The sequence below is a fragment of the Bacteroides sp. 2_2_4 genome (genome assembly GCF_000157055.1).
Lineage (GTDB): Bacteria > Bacteroidota > Bacteroidia > Bacteroidales > Bacteroidaceae > Bacteroides > Bacteroides ovatus.
On the sequence record NZ_EQ973362.1, the window covers coordinates 97236 to 119689 of the forward strand.

Genomic DNA, 22454 nt, shown 5'->3' on the forward strand with positions numbered 1-22454 from the left:
ATAGGTACTAATAAACGGTATAAAGCCATCTTTGCTAAATGGATTTATACCGTTTACAATATATAAAATACCTATTTTATGATGAAATGATTAAGATCTACTTTCTTTTTACTATAATATGAGTTGTTACACGACGTTGTCCATAGTGGTTAAAGACTCCATTATCAGTAGGATAATTGACAACATCTGTTTTTGCCGCTCCTTTCCCCTTCACATACATAGTAGTAGATCCACCACCATCCATATTAAGTGCATATTGAGGATTGAAATGCTTTTTGAGGAATAAGGTTACTTCTTTTGCGCTCATACCTTCCGCCTTACCAGCCCAGCGCCCATCAATAGTGACTAACAACAAATCTTTATCCTCTGTCACAGCAACCACCGTACGAGGATGACGTACTCCTTGATGTCTGCGATAATCTTCATAGTCAAAAGACTCCAATTGTTCCATAGTATAATTACCAACAAAAGTTTCACCTAACGGATTGTAATCGTCAATCAGTGTGGGGGCACTAGCTAACAAATACTTTGCAGAATGTTGTTTATATGTATCAATTGCAGCCTTTCCATTTCTGCCGCCATATATAATTCCAATATCAGATTTTCCATCCGAATAAAGCGCACCATCATGTTTCCAGTATCGTAAATGTCCCTCCGGTAGTGTCACTTCAGAGATATTAGTTCCATTGATACGAATATAAATAGCTTCCTGTTCATACCCACCATTAATACCACCAATAGCCCCACGTACTTGTGCTGTAGTTGAAAGAGAATCTCCATTATTATATGTAAATTCAACTTTGTACTTATTGGAAAGTAAATCAATTTCCAGCACATTTACAATCTGTTGAGCCTTACTCACATCGTCATACCGTTCATAGTTATAATAAATAAAACCATCATCGATAGAATCAATTTTCCATTCATCTTGGACATTCTTCTGTAGAGTCGGAACTTTTACAACGGAAGGGTTGTCCGGTTCGTCCGGTTCATTTGGTGTTACCGGCTCTGTAACATCCGGTGTTTTGGGGTCATCATTGATCCCATCACTTCCACAAGCGACAACTAGACAAAAAAATACGGATAAAAAAGCAATTGTTAACTTCGTAAACTTCATAATATAATTTTTTAAATAAACATATAGATTCCCTATTCGTATCATTACTTATCATTAAAAGATTTCAATAATGGAGTTACGCCTGAAAGATCCCATATATCTGTAGACCAACCTATTTTCTTAGCAGCATCTACACTATTTTCCGTAGTAATACCATGGCAAATTGCAGTTTTATTGTTACCCCAATCATAAGTTCCGGCAGTATTAGCATCGGCCCCCGTCATACCTTTGTTGGGTCCCCATGCGATAATCATATCTTTTTTCGCATAACAATCCGTAGCCTTCGTATAGGTATTTGACTGCCATCCAATAACACGTCCTGATACAGGTTCACCATCAATCTGTTCATTCCAAGCGATACAACCTTTTATTGTAGGATTATTGCCATTAAGTCCTCCGGCAATACCACCTGCATTTCCTGTACTATAAAGAGTTCCTGTCGCAAAACAGTTTTCAACAACTACAGCATTCCTTGGTTCAGCAACAATACCACCGGCACGAGAAGACCCGATTACTTTTACATCTGCATAACAATTCCGTACAGTACCTTTAGCAAAAATGCCACCAATACCACCCACTTGCTGTATGCCACTTACAGTACCAGACACATATACATTTTCAATCAAACACTCCAAAGCATTTGTTCCCAAATAACCGGCAACAATACCCGTACAAGAAGAACCATATCCAATAACTTCCGCATTTTCAAAGCGCACATTACGACATGAACCATTCATTACCCCAAAGAAACTGGCGTACCGAGAACTGATCTCACAATGTAAATTCCTAATCGTATGTCCCTTACCATCAAAATGAATCTTTATATCAAAACGGTCAACAGGCTCACCCGTATTCAGCGGTTTCCAGTCAATGCCAGTCATATCAACATCATTCGTCATTTCGAAATAATAAGTTTTATCAAGTTCTACAACAGACATCATGTTCCTCATATGATTCCTATTGCTAATCAAATAAGGATTATCAACCGTTCCATCACCACCGTCAAATAAAGAAGAAGCTGCAACATAGATCACAGTAGACACTGTACCTTCGCCTTCATGATCATACTGTCCATTTCCAACCGGATGATTCACTACGCCTTTACCTGATGTCCATAGCGTGGAAGAACTTCCGTCAGCCAAACAAACCGCATTCTTCATCCCCAATGTTTTGGCAATAAAAGCTGCCTCCTCAAGTGTTGCACCATCAGCATTTCCCGTTATAGCACCATCAATAGTAAGCAGCATCATTTTTCCCTGAGCAGTTATCCCAATCACAGACCGAGCCATACGTTGTGTATAAATAGCATCTTGAGGAAACGAACACACTTTCCCTTCCATAAGTAACATTGGACCTGATGCTAAAGCTGATTCATATTCATCTTCCACATCCGTATAATCTGAAAACGTACAAGACTTCACATCTACAGAACCTTCCGCATCAATAGCAATCACTCCGTTCACTTTACTGGCAGATTCGATCGTAGACGCAACCTTCACCACCTTATCCACCATAGTAAATGTAGACGGATTTCCGGAAATAGAATAACTGCCATTGATAGCAAACAATGCTTTTTTATCTTTAGCAATCATACTAGTTTTGGCAGGAGTATCACATACAGCAACTCTGGTAGAAAACATAGTCGTCGGATATACCACATAAGAAACGCTTTGGGTAGTCCCCCACATGCTCGCTTGTGCCGTACAAACAGCTGCCCCGTTACCTAAATCCGTTTTTTCCCAAGATGCTCTCATAAGAGCCAATGAATCCACATCCCATTTAATTTCTTGGTTGAAATCTTTTTTCAACATTTCGCTATAATCTGAATTATCTCCAGAGTCACTACAACTATAGACTAACGCCAATAGAAAAGACATATATAAATATTTCATTTTCATTATTTTCTCCATTTAAAATTAAAAAATAAGTCCATCATTCCAACCCGGGTTCTGCGTTAATGCTCCATTGGTTAAAACACGATCCTTTGTTGGTATCGGGTACAAGTAATCCTTGTCCTCATTCCATACTCTTTTGATACTTTGATGAATAATCAAATTACCACTTGTCTCATGATCCAAGCTAAGTTCACCACCTATCTCAAACTGATCTACACAAGAAGAGTTTCCTTTATCAGTACTCAAATACAGATAAACATCATTCGTTCCATCACCGTCCAAATCATATTCACCCGGACCGGGAAAATAAATACCAAGAAATGGTTTTTCAAATATTTTACCTTCCTTCCAACGCATGATATCATAATATCTAAAGCCTTCCATTACCAGTTCTATAGCGCGTTCACGTCTAATTTCAAGGATAATCCCCTGATTATCGTCACTTTCCGCGTGCGGATACCACTCCTTCAAATAAGGGTCCGGATTAGCATTTGCTGTTGCCATTAATAAATTCGGCATATTTACACGAGCCCTTAGCTTATTAATTGTTTTATTCAAATCATCCTGAGTCAATGTCCCCAATTCTGCTTTTGCTTCCGCACAATTCAAATAAACTTCGGCTGTACGAAACAATGGCAAATCAGATTCAGAAGACATATCATATTTAACTCCACAATCGTACTTCTTCAGATGATACCCTAATTTTGCCAACTTAAAGTTTGGCAGATATTTTTTCCCGTCATCACGTACATATCCTGCTGCACGAATCGTTTGTGTCAGACGCGGATCACGGTTTTTCATCTCTTCCACAAATCCAATAGTCTCATAATTACTCTTATCTGTAAAACGAGAACCATCTTTCATCAGATAAGAATTAACAAAACGCTTTGTCACACCTGAATTTGCCTCACCAGGAGAATTGCAAAATGCCTGTACAATATTAGTCAATCCCAAAGCTGCATTGTAATCTTTCGCCAGGATTATTTCCGTGGGTTCAGCATTCAAAGAGCCAAATAAATTGAAATAAGGGGTAGAACCTGCCGTATAAACTGTATAACCACTCTCATTGATAAAGATATCCGATGCGGATGCACATTCACGAAGATACTTTTCCCAATCATTCAAACCATGATACTTTCGAAATGTACCTTCAAACAAACAAATTCTGGATTTTAAAGCCAAAGCAGTCCAACGAGTCACCCGGTATACATCTTTTTGTTTTCTCAAATTATCAATCGCGAAATCAATGTCCTCCAATACTTTCCCCATTACAAACTCACGAGAATCTCTAGGTTTACTCAAAGCTTCCGTATCAGCACTTCCAATCACATAATCATACCATGGCACATCTCCAAAACGCCTCACCTTTACAAAATAAAAATAAGCTCTAAAAAAACGTGCCAAACCTTCATAATGATTCCGTACTTCCTCATTCTGGCAACGATAAATGTTCTCCAGGCAGAAATTAATATCACGAAGGGCTCCCCAACCCCAACCATCGAAATTAGAATCTGTTTCAGGTATAGTGCGTTGCCCGCTAATCGCTTTTTCCAAGATAGGCTGAATAATTACATCACCGTAATCTTTAAACACTCCTGTACCCGAAATACAAGCGACATAGAAATTGTTTGAATACAATTCTAACTCGTTTTCTGTTGTAAAGAATGTTTCCGGTGTAATTTTATCTTCCGGAAATTTATCCAAAATACTTTCACAAGAAATCATTGCCATCAGAGGCAAGAGCATCCATATTTTATATTTTATACTACTCATATTATCCTAGTTTTTATTTTCCATTAAAAAGTCACATCAATTCCAAATGAATAGGTCTTACTCATTGGATAAGAAGTCACGTTCGTATGACCACTTTTCCAGCTCGTAGAAGCCCCAGCATGTTCCGGATCAATATAATTACTATGTAAAGGGCTGAATGTAAAAAGATTCTCTCCACTAAAATAAACCCTGACACGTTCCATATGCAAAGCCTTTAGCCAAGTACGTGGCAAAGAGTAACCGACTGTTACATTTTTAAGACGGCAATAAGCCACATTTTGCAAATAGCGAGTATTAGGTTTAGACAACTCACGTGGATTAACATCCAATGCCACATAGCCTCTCGGACGTGGGAAATAAGCATCCGGATTATCTTCTGACCAAACATCTGTCAAGAAATCCTTCGGAATAAAAGTACAATAAGGACGGGCATAGGGACCCCAGAACAGACTAGTTTCACCATTGGGATACCAATGTTGGCGACCGACGCCTTGCAACAAAGCAGAAAAATCAATTCCATTCCAATCTGCAGCTAATCTGACAGAATATGTATATCTTGGTAAAGAATTTCCAATCACTTTCTGATCCTTCACATCGTTTGCCGATAAAGTAGGAGAAATAATATTATCGCCATCCAAGTCCACATATTTCACATCCCCCGCATGGAGACCTTGAGATTTTACAGAAATATTCAATATATTATTTACGTAACTCTGATTTACCGGATAGTTTTCAGCTTCTTCATCAGTTTTGAAGAGACCATCAACAACATATCCCCAAATCTCTCCCAGTTGTTGTCCTTCATATGGAGTGCCCAATGTTTTGTTATCATTGTTATACTTTGTCACTTTAGTCGTATTATCAGCCAAGCCTAGTACGACAGAATAATGGAACGCTTTTCCCTTTAGATTAAAAGAATCATTCCAACTAATCGATGCTTCCCAACCTTTCGTACGTAAGTTAGCAGCATTTGTTTTTGGAGAAGAAGCACCATATACATTCGGAAGATCCTTGGAAGCCATCAACATATCTTTCGTATCACGTACATATATATCAGCCGTCATATTCAAACGATTATTCAATAGTCCGAGATCCAAACCGATATTTTTTGTAACAACCGTTTCCCAAGTGAAATCAGAAGCATTCGGAGCAGAGATACTAGCACCTGACGCTTTATTTTTATCACCAAAAGCATAAGAAATTGTACCACCAGAAGATATAGTCTGCAAATAGTCATAATATCCGACTTGTTGGTTTCCTAATGCTCCCAAAGAAAAGCGTAATTTCAAATTACTAATTTGTTTACGTAATGGTGCAAAGAACTTTTCTTCATTAATTCTCCACCCGGCAGAAACTGAAGGAAAAAAGCCATAGCGATGTCCCCGGGCAAACCGTGAACTACCATCATAGCGTCCGCTAAATTCAAATAAATATCTATTTTTATAGTCATAATTCAAACGATAAAAAAGACCGAAAAGAGCATATCTATTTTTACCACCCGCAATACTCATTTCATCACCATTAGCTAAATTAAAATCAGTTAAATCTTCGGACAATAAATCATTACGTTGTATTTTGATGTCTTTAAAAAATTTAGTTTCATAATTGACACCGGCAGTTGCACTTACATGGTGCACATCGGCAAATGTATTTGTATAATTTCCATAAATATTGTATGAATGAAACCAATCATGATTAGAACGTTCATAAAGAGTATTAAGGCCATAACCATCTGTTTTCCAAAGAACTTCTCCGGGTACACGTGAATATGGATAATTAGCACTACGATTCATTGCCGTATATTCATGTTGAGCAAACGAATAATTAGCCGTCACCGTTACATTCTTAACAGGTGTCATTACCGCCTCAAAGGTGGTATTAAAAAAGTAATTAGTATCCTCATTCTTGTGTTTACCGTATTCAAGAATTGCACTAAGATCATTAGCAGGGCGATATCCTCCTGTAATAACTGTTGCATTCCCCATATATGTACCATCCGGATTGATTGGAACAATAGAAGCTAAGGCATGCTTACTTATCGCATCAAAAAGATTGTTAATAGCACCTGGCCCCGGAAATGGATAAGAATCCTTTTTGTATGACGTATTATTACTTATCTTCAACCATGGAGCAATCTCAATACTTACCTTGGAACGGAAATTGTATTTAGTGAAACTATCCATATTTTTCCGAATAACTCCTTTCTGATCATAATAAGCACCGGAAAGGAAATAGTGCACTTTCTTATTGCCACCACTGACACTAATATTGTGTTCCCATGTAGGACGAGACTCATCCATGAAGTAGTTATACCAATCAAAGTTACCATAATATTTATATTCACCATCTTTGATAACCACCCACGGTCGTTCCGGATTTTCCGTTTTATCATTACGCCGGATCCACATTTCATAATAATCTTCATCATTATAATTCGTATAGTTAGAACCTTGATAGGTAGAATAAAACATATCATTGATAGCCGCCGAATAATAACCGCGAGTCTCAAAATCTCTGGAAACTGTAGGTGAGCCAAAGCTATAACGTCCGTTATAAGAAACACGTGTTTTATCATCATTACCAGATTTTGTTGTAACCAAAATTACTCCATAAGCTGCACGAGCCCCATATACAGCAGCAGAAGAAGCATCTTTCAATACACTAATAGACTCCACATCATTGGGATTCACTGCATCGATAGTACCTTCTACACCATCAACTAATATCAAAGGCGTGGCACTACTACTGATAGAATTGATACCACGAATATTTATGCTACCACCCTGTCCCGGACGACCGTTAGAAACAGTAACATTCATATTAGGAACAGCTCCTTGAAGTAGTTTAGACAAATTATCGGCCGAACGTCCGATTACTTGTTTATCGTCAACCACAGCAACAGCACCCGTCAAATTGATTTTTTTCTGTGTACCATATCCCACAACAACTACTTCTTCCAAAACCTTGGTATCCTCTTCCAATGTAATAATCAAAGTTTTACCATCCTCAACTTTTACCTGTTGGTCTTTATAACCAATATATGAGATATTCAACACATTAAGCTTTCCTTCTTCTCCGTTTAAAGAAAAATTTCCGTTTACATCACTCACCGTTCCTCTATTGCTTCCTTTCAGAGCAATTGTAACACCAATCAACGGTTCACCGTTCGTATCAACGACCTTACCTGTAATCTTCTTCAAATTTCCATCAGGCGCAAATCTTTTACTAGACAAAATTATGCTTTTATCAAGCACTGAATAAACAACGTCACTTCCCTTAAAAACCTCATCTAGAATTTTAAAAATATTCTGTTTATTGACATTAATAGAGACACGTTTATGTACATTAACCTGCTGACTGTTAAAGAAGAATACAAAGTCAGTCCGCGATTCTATTATTTTCAAGACGGTTTCAATCGTTTGATTATTGACTTTCAAGTCAAGGATCGCATTTTGCGCATAAGTATTTGTCGCACGAATGCATCCTATCGAAACACATAGCATAATAATTAATAATCTCATAGGCAATGGAATTCCTTTTAAAGTTGCTTTCAGTAGCCTTTTAATCCCAAGAATTTGGATACTACAATGTTTTTGCATAAATTTGTTGTGATTTAAATTAAAAATAAAGTTAACTACACTTGTCGGCAAACAAGTAAGGCTAAATGATTTTTTATATGGGAAGAATAGTGCTATATTTTTCCCATATTTTTTGTTTAAGGAGGGAGTGTTTTCATAGTTCTTTTTTGTTTAATAAATTTCTATTATTGTTTTCTCTTTCACAACACCGTTGTCCAATGCCGATTCAAGATATCTGTATCTCACCCCTGAAGCTATTTTGAAGTGTTCCAAGATCTTATCCAGACGTTGATTAATAAAAGTACCTGTAAAGCAATATTTCTTTAATAATGGATTAACAATACGGAACTCTACGTCAAAACGCTTGCTCAAAGTTCTTAAAGCATCTTCAAGAGGAGTATCTCGATAAATGATCCTTCCACTTTTCCAAGCAATATCAGATTCAACAAAAGTAGTTGTACACAAAAGTTTCTCATCCAATAAATTATAAATCACCTTCTGTCCGGGTTGCATACTATAAGTAACCTCCCTGCCTTTCTGCTGACAATGGAATTTTACTCTACCTGTCACCAAAGTAGCAGCTACAAACTTATCATCCGGATAAGCATCCACGTTAAATTCAGTACCTAAAACCTCTAATTCAATCCCCTTTCCTACATCGACTAAGAATTTCCGTCCATTATCCTTTTGTACTGAAAAATAAGCTTCTCCGAGCAATTCAACCTTTCGATATTCTCCTTCAAAAGACACTGGATATTTTAGATAAGAAGCAGAATTCAGCCATACCCAAGTACCATCCGGTAACTCCACTTTTGTCATCATCCCCGGATTAGACCGAATTTCGACATAACGATCATAATTTTTATCTTGATTAAATACAAAATAGAAGAAAGATAAGAATAAAGGAATAAATAACACAGCTGCTGCTCTTATCCCCCATTCCCACCAGTTTATTTTCTTCCTTTTTGACAATCTCTTATCCAGCTTCACCAATGCCTGTTTAGGATCTATCTGCTTCACGGTATCTATTATATCTGTTACGTGGTGTATGTAACAAATCTGTTTAGCTATTTTTCTGTTCTCTTCAGAGAGGGAAATCCAATTTTCTACCTCTTCTTTTTCTTTCTCTCCTAGTGTACCGGAAAAATAAAGGAGTAAAAGAGCCTCATCTATATTTTCATGTAATTCCATCATCTTTTATGTTCATTTTATTAAGAAGACGGAATACTTCAATTAGCCCCTAAACAAAAATGCAACTTTTTTAATTAAAAGCTGCATTTTTATTTTAAGACTCAAAAACGAATCGGCTATCCTTAGAGAAAATAAGGGAATATGATTGTAATCAACGGTAAATAGTCTTTTAGTTCTACACGTAAAAGTCTCAATGCTTGCTGGATACGATACTCCACTAATTTTATGGAAACGTTTAATTCTTTCGCAATCTCTTTATATGTTTTATCTTGATAACGGCTCATCTCAAAAGTTATACGATAGGAGTCCGGCAATCGCATCACGGCCTTTTCTATTTTCGCCATCAATTCCTCCACTACATAAAAATCAGGATCTTCAAAACTTGTCTGCATTTCTTTAGCAAACATATGCTCATAACAACGTCTTTTTGTCTGATTCTTACTTATTAAATCCAAGCATCTGTTTCTGACCGCCATAAACAAATAACTTCGCAAAGAAGTTTCTATGATCTGGAATTCTCTGTTTTCCCATAGCCATGTCATGATATCCAAAACAACTTCTTCAGCATCTTCTATAGGAATATAGTACTTCCCGAAGGCACATAGTATGGAATAATACTTCAAAAATAAAGTATCAAAAGCCTTTCTATCTCCTTTTCTAAAAAGAGAATAAAGCTCAATATCTTCATCTATCATACGATTTGTCTCCTTATTCACTTTACAAATTTATATATTTAAAAATCCCTAAACAAACAATTGCATCTTTTTTAATAGACAATAAAAAAAGTCAGCACAAAATGAAGCAATAAAGAAACAACTTTGTTACATATACCCACATATATCCTGATTATATCACTATCCCTTTCTAAAGTATTTTCACTTTTATGCAAAAAAACTTTGGTTTTATGCATCTTTTTTCCAAAATAATGCATACTTTTGCGCCATTCTTAGAATAATTATACAATGAAGAAGAAAGCAAATCGGTTAGACGCCATCAAAATGATTATCTCGAGCAAGGAGGTCGGTTCGCAGGAAGAACTGTTGCAAGAGCTGAACCGCGAAGGCTTCGAACTGACACAGGCCACCCTCTCCCGCGACTTGAAACAATTGAAAGTAGCCAAGGCTGCCAGTATGAACGGAAAGTATGTATATGTACTGCCGAATAACATTATGTATAAACGTTCTACCGACCAGAGTGCCGGCGACATGTTACGCAATAACGGATTTATCTCTTTGCAGTTCTCCGGTAACATCGCCGTTATCCGCACCCGTCCCGGTTATGCCAGCAGCATGGCTTATGACATCGACAACAATGAGTTCACCGAAATTCTCGGAACCATTGCCGGTGACGATACAATCATGTTGGTGTTGCGTGAAGGAGTTGCCATCAGCAAAATACGTCAGCTTCTGTCACTCATCATTCCCAATATCGAATAATTATACCTATTATTATATAATAAAGAAATGGACACTCAACAAATAGATGTTATGGTAGCCGACGCCTCACATGAGGTTTACGTTGACACTATTTTGGAAACTATCAGAAATGCTGCCGCCGTACGAGGAACAGGAATTGCGGAACGCACACACGAATACGTAGCGACAAAGATGAAAGAAGGTAAGGCGATTATTGCTCTTTGTGGCGATACTTTTGCCGGGTTCACCTACATCGAATCATGGGGAAACAAGCAGTACGTGGCTACTTCCGGTCTGATCGTTCATCCCGATTTCCGTGGATTAGGACTGGCAAAACGTATCAAACAGGCTTCTTTCCAACTGGCACGTCTCCGATGGCCGAAAGCAAAAATATTCAGTCTGACCTCCGGAGCAGCTGTCATGAAAATGAACACCGAACTGGGTTATGTACCTGTCACCTTCAACGAACTGACAGACGACGAAGCTTTCTGGAAAGGATGCGAAGGATGTATCAACCATGATATTCTGGTAGCGAAAAACCGCAAGTTCTGCATCTGCACAGCCATGCTGTACGATCCGACAGAGCCGCGGAACATCAAAAAAGAACAAGAAAGAAATAACATTTAAAAGATACAGCACTATGGAAGAAAAGAAGAAAAAAGTAGTGGTGGCATTCAGCGGCGGACTGGACACATCGTTCACCGTCATGTACCTCGCCAAAGAAAAAGGTTACGAAGTATATGCAGCTTGTGCCAATACGGGTGGTTTCAGCGAAGAACAACTGAAAACAAACGAAGAAAATGCTTATAAACTGGGAGCAGTGAAATACGTGACGCTGGACGTTACCCAGGAATACTACGAAAAGAGCCTGAAATACATGGTTTTCGGAAATGTGCTGCGTAACGGTACTTATCCTATTTCTGTTAGTTCCGAACGTATTTTCCAGGCACTGGCCATCGCACGATATGCCAATGAAATCGGTGCGGATGCCATCGCACACGGTTCTACCGGAGCAGGTAACGACCAGATCCGTTTCGACATGACTTTCCTCGTACTGGCTCCCAATGTAGAAATCATCACATTGACCCGTGACATGGCATTGAGCCGTCAGGAAGAAATTGATTATCTGAACAAACATGGTTTCAGCGCGGACTTCACCAAACTGAAATACTCTTATAATGTAGGTTTGTGGGGTACTTCTATCTGTGGCGGCGAAATCCTCGACTCTGCGCAAGGACTCCCGGAAACAGCCTACCTCAAACATGTTGAAAAAGAAGGCAGCGAACAGCTCCGCCTGACTTTCGAAAAAGGGGAACTGAAAGCTGTCAACGACGAGAAGTTTGACGACCCGATCAAAGCCATCCAGAAAGTGGAAGAGATTGGTGCAGCATACGGTATCGGCCGTGATATGCACGTGGGTGATACAATTATCGGTATCAAAGGCCGTGTAGGATTCGAAGCAGCAGCCCCGATGTTGATTATCGGCGCCCATCGCTTCCTTGAGAAATATACATTGAGCAAATGGCAGCAATACTGGAAAGACCAGGTTGCCAACTGGTACGGTATGTTCCTCCACGAAAGCCAATACCTCGAACCGGTGATGCGTGACATCGAAGCGATGTTGCAGGAAAGCCAGCGTAACGTAAACGGTACGGCTATCCTCGAGCTTCGCCCTCTCTCCTTCTCTACCGTAGGTGTAGAATCGGAAGACGATCTGGTGAAGACTAAATTCGGAGAATACGGTGAAATGCAGAAAGGCTGGACAGCCGAAGACGCCAAAGGCTTTATCAAAGTCACTTCTACTCCGCTACGTGTTTACTATAATAACCACAAAGACGAAGAGATATGATTAAAGCAGGAATCATTGGTGGCGCAGGATATACAGCAGGCGAATTAATCCGTCTGCTGCTCAACCATCCGGAAACTGAAATCGTATTTATCAACAGCAGCAGTAATGCCGGAAACAGAATTACCGACGTACACGAAGGCTTGTATGGAGAAACAGATCTAAGATTCACCGACCAGTTACCTCTGGACGAAATCGACGTTCTCTTTTTCTGCACCGCCCACGGCGATACAAAGAAATTCATGGAAAGTCACAACATACCGGAAGACCTGAAGATTATCGACCTCTCGATGGACTACCGCATTATGAGCGACGACCACGACTTTATCTACGGCCTGCCGGAACTGAACCGCCGTGCCACTTGTACGGCAAAGCACGTAGCCAATCCCGGTTGTTTTGCAACCTGCATCCAGCTCGGTTTGCTTCCGCTTGCCAAGAATCTGATGCTGACGGATGATGTAATGGTAAATGCCATTACAGGAAGTACGGGAGCCGGAGTGAAACCGGGTGCTACCAGTCATTTTAGTTGGAGAAACAACAATATGAGTGTGTACAAAGCATTCGAGCACCAGCATGTTCCGGAAATCAAGCAATCACTGAAACAGCTGCAAAACAGTTTCGATGCGGAGATCGACTTCATTCCATACCGTGGAGATTTCGCCCGTGGTATCTTTGCAACGATGGTAGTCAAAACCAAAGTAGCACTGGAAGAAATCGTTCGTATGTACGAGGAATATTATGCAAAAGACTCCTTTGTACACATCGTAGACAAGAATATTGACTTGAAACAAGTCGTTAATACTAATAAGTGCCTGATACATCTGGAGAAACACGGTGACAAACTATTGATTATCTCTTGTATCGACAATTTGCTGAAAGGCGCCAGCGGACAAGCGGTTCATAACATGAACCTGATGTTCAATCTGGAAGAAACCGTAGGACTACGTCTGAAGCCTTCAGCTTTTTAAAAACAAAGAATTATGAAATTATTCGACGTATATCCTTTATATAACATCAACATTGTCAAGGGCAACGGTTGCAAAGTATGGGATGAGAACGGAACGGAATATCTGGATCTCTACGGAGGCCATGCCGTTATCTCTATCGGACATGCACACCCTCACTATACAGCAATGATAAGTAACCAGGTGGCTAAACTTGGTTTCTACTCAAACTCCGTCATCAACAAGCTCCAACAAGAGGTAGCCGAACGACTGGGCAAGATTTCCGGTTACGAAGACTACAGCCTGTTTCTGATTAACAGTGGAGCCGAAGCGAACGAAAACGCTTTGAAGCTGGCTTCCTTCTATAACGGACGTACCAAAATCGTATCTTTCAATAAGGCGTTTCACGGACGGACGTCTCTGGCGGTAGAAGCGACCCACAATCCTTCCATTATCGCCCCTATCAACAATAACGGTCATGTCACCTATCTCCCGCTCAACGATATGGAAGCGATGAAACAAGAATTGTCTAAAGGAGACACATGCGCTGTTATCATTGAAGGAATACAAGGTGTAGGCGGTATCAAGATACCAACCACCGAATTTATGCAGGAACTCCGCAAAGCTTGCAGCGAAACAGGAACGATCCTGATTCTCGATGAAATTCAGAGCGGATACGGGCGTAGCGGTAAATTCTTCGCTCATCAATATAATGACATTAAGCCGGATATCATCACTGTAGCCAAAGGAATCGGTAACGGCTTTCCAATGGCAGGTGTCTTAATCAGCCCGATGTTTAAACCGGTATATGGCCAGTTGGGAACTACTTTTGGAGGAAATCACCTGGCATGTTCGGCAGCTCTCGCTGTGATGGATGTCATTGAACAGGAAAATCTGGTAGAAAATGCTAAGGCAGTAGGTGATTACTTACTGGAAGAGCTGAAAAAATTCCCGCAAATCAAAGAAGTGCGCGGACGCGGACTAATGATCGGCCTCGAATTTGAAGAACCGATCAAGGAACTACGCAGCCGTCTCATCTATGACGAGCATGTATTTACCGGAGCAAGCGGCACGAATGTACTTCGCCTGTTACCTCCTCTCTGTCTCAGCATGGAGGAAGCGAAAGAGTTCCTCGCCCGGTTCAAAAAAGTACTCTAACCGCTCATTTGATTAATAAACAGCCAACGATAAAAGCAGCCTTTATTAGAAATTTATTTCTTATTCTGGCTGCTTTTTGTTTTTTCGTAATTAACTGTTACCTTTGTCTGTAACAACTCATTAAAAACAAGCGTATATGAAAATAGCCATTATCGGTGCAGGAAACATGGGCGGTTCAATAGCCCGTGGCCTGGCAAAAGGAAGTCTGATAGACGATTCGGATATCATTGTATCCAATCCCAGTGCCGGAAAACTAGAGAAACTGAAAAAAGAATTTCCGGGTATCTCCACCACCAACAATAATCTGGAAGCAGCCACAGGAGCAGACATTGTCATCCTTGCCGTCAAACCGTGGTTTATGGAATCGGTGATGCGCGAGTTGAAATTAAAAAGCAAACAGATACTCATCTCCGTAGCTGCCGGCATCAGTTTTGAAGAACTGGCTCATTATGTCGTAGCACCGGAAATGCCCATGTTCCGTCTGATTCCGAACACCGCTATCAGCGAACTGGAAAGCATGACGCTTGTTGCCGCGCGCAACACGAATGATGAACAAGACAACTTCATCCTCCGGTTATTTAGCGAGATGGGAACAGTGATGCTTATCCCCGAAGATAAAATAGCGGCAGCCACCGCATTGACCTCCTGCGGTATCGCTTACGTATTGAAATACGTTCAGGCAGCCATGCAAGCCGGAATCGAAATGGGACTTCGTCCCAAAGATGCCATGCAAATGATAGCACAATCCTTAAAAGGAGCAGCCGCACTGATTCAGAACAACGACACCCACCCCAGCGTAGAAATCGACAAGGTCACCACTCCGGGCGGAATCACAATCAAGGGGATCAATGAACTGGAACACAACGGATTCACCTCCGCTATCATCAAAGCCATGAAAGCCTCCAAATAATACCATAGAATTATTAATCATAAAAATACGAACCACTTGTATGAATGAACAAATTAAACAGATCGCAGAACGCCTCCGCGGATTACGTGATGTACTGGAACTGACCGCAGAGGATATCGCCCGCGACAGCGACATCTCTGCCGAAGAATACCGACTTGCAGAAACCGGAGACTACGATATCTCTGTCAGCATGTTACAAAAAATAGCCCGCACGTATAATATAGCTCTCGACGCCCTGATGTTTGGTGAAGAGCCTAAAATGAGCAGCTACTTCGTGACCCGTGCCGGCAAAGGAGTCAGCATCGAACGTACCAAAGCTTATAAATACCAATCACTGGCTTCAGGATTCATGAACCGTACCGCCGATCCGTTCATCGTCACTGTTGAACCGAAAGCAAACGACGAACCAATCCATTATAACCAACATAACGGACAAGAATTCAACCTTGTCATCGAAGGACGTATGCTTATCAACATCGAAGGCAAAGAAATCATCCTCAACCAAGGCGACAGTATCTATTTTAACTCTAAACTTCCACATGGCATGAAAGCGCTCGATGGCAAAACAGTACGTTTTCTGGCAGTAATTATGTAATAATAAAAAAATGAAGAATGAAAAATGAAGAATGAAGAATTATGTTGCACTGTATAAATAATACGCATGGAAAAATTCTTCATTTTTCATTCTTCATTCTTCATTCACATAATCCATAACATCATGGTAGAAAGATTTTTATCACAGACCTCTTTCAGTTCACAAGAGGATTTTATCAAAAACTTGAAAATAAACGTCCCGGAGAACTTCAACTTCGGCTATGACGTAGTAGACGCCTGGGCTGCCGAACAACCTGACAAGAACGCTTTACTTTGGACAAATGACAAAGGCGAAAGTCGCCAATTCTCATTTGCCGACATGAAACGATCTACGGACATGACCGCTTCTTACTTCCAGAGCCTGGGTATCGGCCGTGGCGACATGGTGATGCTGATTCTGAAACGCCGTTATGAGTTCTGGTATAGCACCATCGCTCTTCACAAACTAGGAGCAACCGTTATTCCGGCTACTCACTTGCTGACCAAGAAGGATATTATCTATCGCTGCAACGCTGCCGACATCAAAATGATCGTAGCTGCCGGCGAAGGAATCATCCTGCAACATATCAAAGAGGCCCTTTCCGAATGTCCCACTGTTGAAAAGTTAGTCAGTGTCGGTCCGGAAATCCCGGAAGGCTTCGAAGATTTCCATCAGGGTATCGAAAATGCTGCTCCGTTTGTACGTCCGCGCCATGCGAATACTAATGATGACATCTCTCTGATGTATTTTACTTCCGGCACTACCGGCGAACCTAAGATGGTGGCACATGACTTTACTTATCCGTTAGGTCATATCGTTACCGGTAGTTTTTGGCACAACCTGAACGAGAACAGTCTTCACCTCACCATTGCCGATACCGGCTGGGGAAAAGCGGTATGGGGAAAACTCTACGGACAGTGGATTGCCGGAGCCAATATCTTCGTCTACGACCACGAGAAGTTTACCCCGGCAGCTATTCTGGAAAAAATCCAGGAATACCATGTCACCTCTCTCTGTGCGCCTCCTACCATCTTCCGGTTCTTGATTCACGAAGACCTGACAAAGTTTGATTTATCTTCACTAAAATACTGCACCATTGCCGGAGAAGCATTGAACCCCGCCGTATTCGAAACTTTCAAGAAACTGACGGGTATCAAACTGATGGAAGGTTTCGGACAAACAGAAACAACCCTCACCATCGCCACCATGCCTTGGATGGAACCGAAACCGGGAAGCATGGGGCTGCCGAATCCTCAATATGATGTAGACTTGATCGACCATGAAGGCCGCTCTGTTGAAGCCGGTGAGCAAGGACAAATTGTAATCCGCACCAGCAAAGGTAAACCTCTCGGACTTTTCAAAGAATACTACCGGGATGCGGAACGCACTCACGAAGCTTGGCACGATGGTATTTATTACACCGGCGATGTTGCCTGGAAAGACGAGGACGGCTACCTTTGGTTTGTCGGTCGCGCAGACGACGTAATCAAGAGCTCCGGTTACCGCATCGGCCCATTCGAAGTGGAAAGTGCGTTGATGACTCATCCGGCTGTTGTGGAATGTGCTATTACCGGAGTACCCGATGAGATTCGCGGTCAGGTAGTAAAAGCTACGATTGTTCTATCCAAAGACTATAAAGCACGTGCCGGAGAAGAACTGATTAAGGAATTACAGAATCATGTGAAGAAAGTGACTGCTCCTTATAAATATCCGCGTGTCATCGAGTTCGTAGAAGAGCTACCTAAGACAATCAGCGGCAAGATCCGCCGGGTGGAGATTCGCGAAAACGATAAGAAATAAGTAAAAAAGCACCTATTTATCGATAAAATCCTCCTTCACTTGTCTTTTGGCAACCGAAGGAGGATTTCTTATGTGAATCATACTACAAACTGGTCAATTAATACAAATCCTGATTCAATGAATCATTTGTATACTATATATGAAACAATATTACACCTCTATGTTGCTTTTCTCTCTTATCTTTGTCGCAGTAAAAACAAAAACACACTATAAAGATCATGATTACAAGTAGAAAGATTTCTCAAGTCAATGTTTTTGCTGGTAGTCCTTGGGAGGTAGCCAGCGTAAAAAGTTTATTGAATGCAGCCTATATCCAGGTTTCAATGAAAGACAATGGTTTAAACAGTATTTTGATTTCTGTTCCTTGCGAATACTATACTGCGGCCATGCGTGTAATTAATAACAGAAAAGTTTCATAGGTTTTAGGTTTACATATAAATTGGAGGGTTCTTATTGTCAGCAGGAGTTTTCGCTGGATAATACGGTGACTAGTAACTCATTGCACCCTGACAATAAGCTATGACAATAGGCTGACAATAAAAAGATCGTACTTTTATTGTCAGCCTGTTATTTAATAGATTAAATTCACGGCAGAATTATAGAATTCGTTTCAATCTCCTGCATATCTTTCTGATCCAGCAGTTGCTACAAATAGCGTTGTCCGACATAGAATTCTTCTCGAAGGAGCGCAGTCTTTCGTATTGTTCCTCCACCATTTTCCATAAACCGTCCAGTCGCGAACTTTGTCCTCTAATTGCCATTAATTCCTGATCCCGCATATTCAAAAGTGAAGCATACAATCTGCTGGTTTTGTTTTTTTCCATGCAAAGTTGCTCTAACTCATCGATATATTCAGACGTAATTCCCAGCTTAGTCCGTTTTATGAATTGCTGAATACTATCATCATCTATGGAAACTGTATCGTTCTCATAAGACACTGTGATTTTTTTCATTTCCACCCAGAGCCAGATATACTCTTTTTCGAGTCGGTATTTCTCGGCTGCCGCTTCTATGCTAATCCATTGTGACATAGTGTTTGTTTTTAATTTGTTATACAACAAGGAATAAATAGTGCTCTGTTGATGTTGATTCAACAAACATTCGCGCTTTTTGTATTCCGGGCGGACAGGAGATTGGGGTTGGGGATTTATAAGGATCATGAAACCAACCGGGTACAATAAAAGCGTGAATGCTGTTGAATCATTATCTGTCCTTGAGGCCTAGCAAACCCGTCCATAAGATAATGATAACAACAGACATCCACGCTAATCGTTTATATATAACACATCTTCCATCAATATGTTGATATACGACCGTTCACGTGGAATATCTGTTGAACCACCCCTCTACGGACAGAAACTTGCTAGATTTCAAGGACGAGGGATAATGCAATAATATTCCTATTTCAAAATAAATAACGCTTCTTACCTGTTTTCACCACGCTGATGAACAGAAAGCGTATGACAAAGATATGCTTTTTTTTCGAAACAAAGTGGAAATACGGAAATAAATACAGGAAGTTTTGTATTGAAAGAGAAGAAGTTCAATATTAGCAAAGAGCGTATAAGAAATATAAACTCGCTACGAAGCGAATGTCGCCCCCGTTAAATGAATGCTGCGCATCTGGTATCTTTCACTAAAGAAGCAGGTATTGTTCTGCTAAAGTAACAGTATTGTTCAGCTAAGGCAGCAGTATTGTTCGGCTAAAGCAGCAGTATTGTTCAGCTAAAGCTACGGTATCTTTACCTTCCCACGGCCGTGGTAACTTCTTTCCACAGCCGTGACGAATTCCTACCACGGCCGTGGGAAGATCTCGTCACGGCCGTGGCGAACTACCAATACCGGTAAGTTAACGTACGAATAACGGTGTCTTTATGCAACAATACACAGTGGCGAGCATATCTTTACTTACTTGTTAATGTTTCAAGTCCGCCTTCTTGAATAGAGTATAACAAGAAAGCACATTCTTTATCGCGATAAAGCGCAAATAGTTTGTTTTACAAGTACCTTATCCGTACCTTTGAAACCAATAACAAACACTTACTCTCATTAAATATCAAGAGAAGAAAAATGAAGATTACACAAATCAGGGAAAACGGAGATACGGAGGCACTAAGCGTGACAGACATCGACCTGCTGATAGAAAAAATGAAAAAAGAAACCAAGCTCCGCCCGGTAACCGGATTACGTCAGGCCCTGCATTTTGTTCTACCCGACGAGCCTTGTTCCCTCGCCAACAAACTACCACGAGTGATTCCCGCAGCAGCCTTCGGACGAGTGAACGGAGTGAAGCGAATGAAAACCTACAATGGCATTGTAGAACTGACCATCGGTCCGCTAGCCGGAAAGACAGAAGTGGAAATCGTGAAGCAAAAGGCAGCCGAACTTCCCCAAACAATGCTGGCTTTTATGGGAGCAAGTGGTAAAAGCGTCAAGATATGGACTTGCTTCACCCGTCCGGACGGCACTTTACCGCAAACAACGGAAGAAGCCGAAGTGTTTCAGGCACATGCTTACCGGCTTGCCATTAAATGTTATCAGCCTCAACTTCCCTTCAACATTCTATTGAAAGAGCCGAAACTGGAACAATTCTCACGTCTTAGCTATGATCCGGACTTGATTTACCGTCCCACCCCTGTCCCTTTCTATCTTTCACAACCCATCGGTATGCCCGGCGAGATGACTTATCATGAGAAATCGAGCACTGAAGCATCTCCACTGAATCGAGCACTGCCGGGGTATGACACGGAAGATACAGTAGCATTGCTTTATGAAGCGGCATTGCGGAAGACATTCGAAGAAATAGAAACAGACTGGCATCGGAACGATCATGATTTGCAAACGTTAGTAGTCCCGCTTGCCGAAAATTGTTACTACTCCGGCATCCCGGAAGAGGAGGTAACCCGACGAACCATCATGCGTTATTACAAAAGAAAAAATCCGATGCTGATACGCGAGATGATAAGAAACGTATACAAAGAATGTAAGGGAGTGCCCAAAAGCAGCTGCCTGACTAAAGAGCAACGCCTTAGCCTGCAGATGGACGAATTTATGAACCGTCGTTATGAGTTCCGTTATAATACGCAGATCGGGGAAGTGGAATACCGGGAGCGTTTCTCGTTTCAGTTTTATTTTCATCCTATTGACAAACGGGCACAAAACAGTATCATGCTTGATGCCCAATCCGAAGGTATTGGCGTATGGGACAGGGACATAGACCGATACTTACATTCCAACCGTGTGCCGATCTACAATCCGTTGGAAGAATTCCTGTTTCATCTGCCTCATTGGGACGGCAAAGACCGTATTCATGCTTTGGCAAACAGGGTTCCTTGCAAAAATCCGCATTGGGAATTGCTATTCCACCGTTGGTTCCTGAATATGGTTTCACATTGGAGAGGAGTAGATAAAATGCACGCAAACAATACGTCGCCCATATTAGTGGGCCGACAAGGAACTCATAAATCAACTTTCTGCCGTGAAATGATTCCGCCTGCGCTTCGCGCTTACTATACAGACAGCATTGATTTCAGCCATAAACGGGATGCAGAACTGTATCTGAATCGGTTTGCGCTCATCAATATCGATGAGTTTGACCAGATAACTCTGCCACAACAGGGATTTCTGAAACATATTCTTCAAAAGCCTGTGGTCAATCTACGGAAACCGCACGGTCGCTCGGTACTTGAATTGCAACGGTATGCTTCATTTATCGGCACAAGCAATCAGAAGGATTTGTTGACTGATCCTTCGGGAAGCCGCCGTTTCATTTGTATTGAAGTGACGGGAAACATCGACACTACACAGCCGATAGATTATGAACAGCTTTATGCACAAGCCATGCACGAGATTCATCATGGCGAACGCTACTGGTTTGACAGTGAGGATGAGCAGATTATGACGGAAAACAACCGTGAGTTTGAGCAGACACCGGCTATGTTGCAATTGTTTTACCAGTATTTCAAGACTGCGCAAACGAAAGAGGAAGGGGAATTTCTTACTCCGGTCGAAATATTGAATTATCTGAAGAAGAAAAGCGGTATGTCATTGTCTGATAACAAAGTATACCACTTCGGGAGATTGCTGCAAAAATGCGGTATTCCTTCGAAGCATACTTATAAAGGTACTGTTTATCAGGTAATAAAGCTATCATAAGAGATAAAAGTAAGGCTGACAATAAAAGTCGGGATATTTTATTGTCAGCCTATTATCAATGGTTATTGTCAGGTGATAGAACGTTGATATTCATTCAC

At 40.9% G+C, this 22454-nt stretch carries 17 protein-coding genes; 10 read left to right on the forward strand and 7 right to left on the reverse strand.

From position 1 onward, the window contains the following. Positions 1 to 97: 97 nt before the first annotated feature. From BSCG_RS10640 to BSCG_RS10615, 6 genes are all read right to left on the reverse strand, one after another. Positions 98 to 1117, reverse strand: coding sequence for a phosphodiester glycosidase family protein (locus tag BSCG_RS10640; RefSeq protein ID WP_004322169.1), 1020 nt, complete (start codon positions 1115 to 1117; stop codon positions 98 to 100). A gap of 44 nt (positions 1118 to 1161) precedes the next feature. Further along, positions 1162 to 3009 (reverse strand): phosphodiester glycosidase family protein, encoded by a 1848-nt coding sequence (locus BSCG_RS10635; RefSeq protein WP_225450262.1) that lies wholly within the window; start codon positions 3007 to 3009, stop codon positions 1162 to 1164. Positions 3010 to 3033: 24 nt separating this feature from the next. Then, positions 3034 to 4785, reverse strand: a complete 1752-nt coding sequence (locus BSCG_RS10630) for a RagB/SusD family nutrient uptake outer membrane protein (protein WP_008776401.1) — start codon at positions 4783 to 4785, stop codon at positions 3034 to 3036. 23 nt (positions 4786 to 4808) lie between these two features. Beyond that, a complete protein-coding gene (locus BSCG_RS10625; protein ID WP_004299861.1) occupies positions 4809 to 8384 on the reverse strand; it encodes a TonB-dependent receptor in 3576 nt (1191 codons plus the stop codon). Positions 8385 to 8534: 150 nt separating this feature from the next. Then, positions 8535 to 9557, reverse strand: coding sequence for a FecR family protein (locus BSCG_RS10620; RefSeq protein WP_004299860.1), 1023 nt, complete (start codon positions 9555 to 9557; stop codon positions 8535 to 8537). A gap of 119 nt (positions 9558 to 9676) precedes the next feature. After that, entirely contained in the window at positions 9677 to 10249 is a 573-nt protein-coding gene (locus BSCG_RS10615) for an RNA polymerase sigma-70 factor (RefSeq protein ID WP_004299858.1), read from the reverse strand. Positions 10250 to 10516: 267 nt separating this feature from the next. On the opposite strand from BSCG_RS10615, the gene BSCG_RS10610 reads away from it, so the two are divergent. The 9 genes from BSCG_RS10610 to BSCG_RS10570 all read left to right on the forward strand — a co-directional run bounded on the left by BSCG_RS10610 (position 10517) and on the right by BSCG_RS10570 (position 18620). After that, positions 10517 to 10990 carry an arginine repressor gene (locus BSCG_RS10610; RefSeq protein WP_008776404.1) on the forward strand — a complete coding sequence of 158 codons (474 nt, stop codon included), beginning with the start codon at positions 10517 to 10519 and terminating at the stop codon, positions 10988 to 10990. Between the two features lie 27 nt (positions 10991 to 11017). Further along, on the forward strand, positions 11018 to 11596 hold the full coding sequence (locus BSCG_RS10605; RefSeq protein WP_004299851.1) for a GNAT family N-acetyltransferase: 579 nt from the start codon (positions 11018 to 11020) through the stop codon (positions 11594 to 11596). A gap of 13 nt (positions 11597 to 11609) precedes the next feature. Next, positions 11610 to 12818, forward strand: coding sequence for an argininosuccinate synthase (locus BSCG_RS10600; RefSeq protein ID WP_004310468.1), 1209 nt, complete (start codon positions 11610 to 11612; stop codon positions 12816 to 12818). Further along, on the forward strand, positions 12815 to 13783 hold the full coding sequence (gene argC / locus BSCG_RS10595) for an N-acetyl-gamma-glutamyl-phosphate reductase (protein ID WP_004313800.1): 969 nt from the start codon (positions 12815 to 12817) through the stop codon (positions 13781 to 13783). The genes BSCG_RS10600 and argC overlap by 4 nt, the downstream gene beginning before the upstream one ends. Positions 13784 to 13795: 12 nt before the next feature. Then, positions 13796 to 14917 carry an aspartate aminotransferase family protein gene (locus BSCG_RS10590; protein ID WP_008776405.1) on the forward strand — a complete coding sequence of 374 codons (1122 nt, stop codon included), beginning with the start codon at positions 13796 to 13798 and terminating at the stop codon, positions 14915 to 14917. Between the two features lie 136 nt (positions 14918 to 15053). After that, positions 15054 to 15827: a pyrroline-5-carboxylate reductase gene (gene proC, locus BSCG_RS10585; protein WP_008776406.1), complete on the forward strand. Its 774-nt coding sequence runs from the start codon at positions 15054 to 15056 to the stop codon at positions 15825 to 15827. 40 nt (positions 15828 to 15867) lie between these two features. Next, on the forward strand, positions 15868 to 16422 hold the full coding sequence (locus BSCG_RS10580; protein ID WP_004313803.1) for a helix-turn-helix domain-containing protein: 555 nt from the start codon (positions 15868 to 15870) through the stop codon (positions 16420 to 16422). A gap of 123 nt (positions 16423 to 16545) precedes the next feature. After that, complete coding sequence (locus BSCG_RS10575; protein ID WP_008776407.1) at positions 16546 to 18201, forward strand: AMP-binding protein; 1656 nt, start codon at positions 16546 to 16548, stop codon at positions 18199 to 18201. A gap of 218 nt (positions 18202 to 18419) precedes the next feature. Then, the gene (locus tag BSCG_RS10570) at positions 18420 to 18620 is read left to right on the forward strand and encodes a DUF2007-related protein (protein ID WP_008776408.1); all 201 of its coding nucleotides are present in this window, start codon (positions 18420 to 18422) and stop codon (positions 18618 to 18620) included. Between the two features lie 177 nt (positions 18621 to 18797). On the opposite strand, the gene BSCG_RS0127570 is transcribed toward BSCG_RS10570, so the two are convergent. Then, positions 18798 to 19232: a hypothetical protein gene (locus BSCG_RS0127570; RefSeq protein ID WP_004305010.1), complete on the reverse strand. Its 435-nt coding sequence runs from the start codon at positions 19230 to 19232 to the stop codon at positions 18798 to 18800. Between the two features lie 1039 nt (positions 19233 to 20271). On the opposite strand from BSCG_RS0127570, the gene BSCG_RS10565 reads away from it, so the two are divergent. Next, a complete protein-coding gene (locus tag BSCG_RS10565) occupies positions 20272 to 22356 on the forward strand; it encodes a BT4734/BF3469 family protein (RefSeq protein ID WP_008776411.1) in 2085 nt (694 codons plus the stop codon). The last annotated feature ends 98 nt before the right edge of the window (positions 22357 to 22454 follow it).

Excerpts from the sequence above, each read along its gene's own strand:
- BSCG_RS10565 (WP_008776411.1), top strand. The coding sequence starts at position 20,272 with ATGAAGATTACACAAATCAGGGAAAACGGAGATACGGAGGCACTAAGC.
- BSCG_RS10600 (WP_004310468.1), top strand. The coding sequence starts at position 11,610 with ATGGAAGAAAAGAAGAAAAAAGTAGTGGTGGCATTCAGCGGCGGACTG.
- BSCG_RS10610 (WP_008776404.1), top strand. The coding sequence starts at position 10,517 with ATGAAGAAGAAAGCAAATCGGTTAGACGCCATCAAAATGATTATCTCG.
- argC (WP_004313800.1), top strand. The coding sequence starts at position 12,815 with ATGATTAAAGCAGGAATCATTGGTGGCGCAGGATATACAGCAGGCGAA.
- BSCG_RS10605 (WP_004299851.1), top strand. The coding sequence starts at position 11,018 with ATGGACACTCAACAAATAGATGTTATGGTAGCCGACGCCTCACATGAG.
- BSCG_RS10580 (WP_004313803.1), top strand. The coding sequence starts at position 15,868 with ATGAATGAACAAATTAAACAGATCGCAGAACGCCTCCGCGGATTACGT.
- BSCG_RS10615 (WP_004299858.1), bottom strand. The coding sequence starts at position 10,249 with ATGATAGATGAAGATATTGAGCTTTATTCTCTTTTTAGAAAAGGAGAT.
- BSCG_RS10570 (WP_008776408.1), top strand. The coding sequence starts at position 18,420 with ATGATTACAAGTAGAAAGATTTCTCAAGTCAATGTTTTTGCTGGTAGT.
- BSCG_RS10625 (WP_004299861.1), bottom strand. The coding sequence starts at position 8,384 with ATGCAAAAACATTGTAGTATCCAAATTCTTGGGATTAAAAGGCTACTG.
- BSCG_RS0127570 (WP_004305010.1), bottom strand. The coding sequence starts at position 19,232 with ATGTCACAATGGATTAGCATAGAAGCGGCAGCCGAGAAATACCGACTC.
- BSCG_RS10640 (WP_004322169.1), bottom strand. The coding sequence starts at position 1,117 with ATGAAGTTTACGAAGTTAACAATTGCTTTTTTATCCGTATTTTTTTGT.
- BSCG_RS10575 (WP_008776407.1), top strand. The coding sequence starts at position 16,546 with ATGGTAGAAAGATTTTTATCACAGACCTCTTTCAGTTCACAAGAGGAT.
- BSCG_RS10630 (WP_008776401.1), bottom strand. The coding sequence starts at position 4,785 with ATGAGTAGTATAAAATATAAAATATGGATGCTCTTGCCTCTGATGGCA.
- BSCG_RS10635 (WP_225450262.1), bottom strand. The coding sequence starts at position 3,009 with ATGAAATATTTATATATGTCTTTTCTATTGGCGTTAGTCTATAGTTGT.
- proC (WP_008776406.1), top strand. The coding sequence starts at position 15,054 with ATGAAAATAGCCATTATCGGTGCAGGAAACATGGGCGGTTCAATAGCC.
- BSCG_RS10590 (WP_008776405.1), top strand. The coding sequence starts at position 13,796 with ATGAAATTATTCGACGTATATCCTTTATATAACATCAACATTGTCAAG.
- BSCG_RS10620 (WP_004299860.1), bottom strand. The coding sequence starts at position 9,557 with ATGATGGAATTACATGAAAATATAGATGAGGCTCTTTTACTCCTTTAT.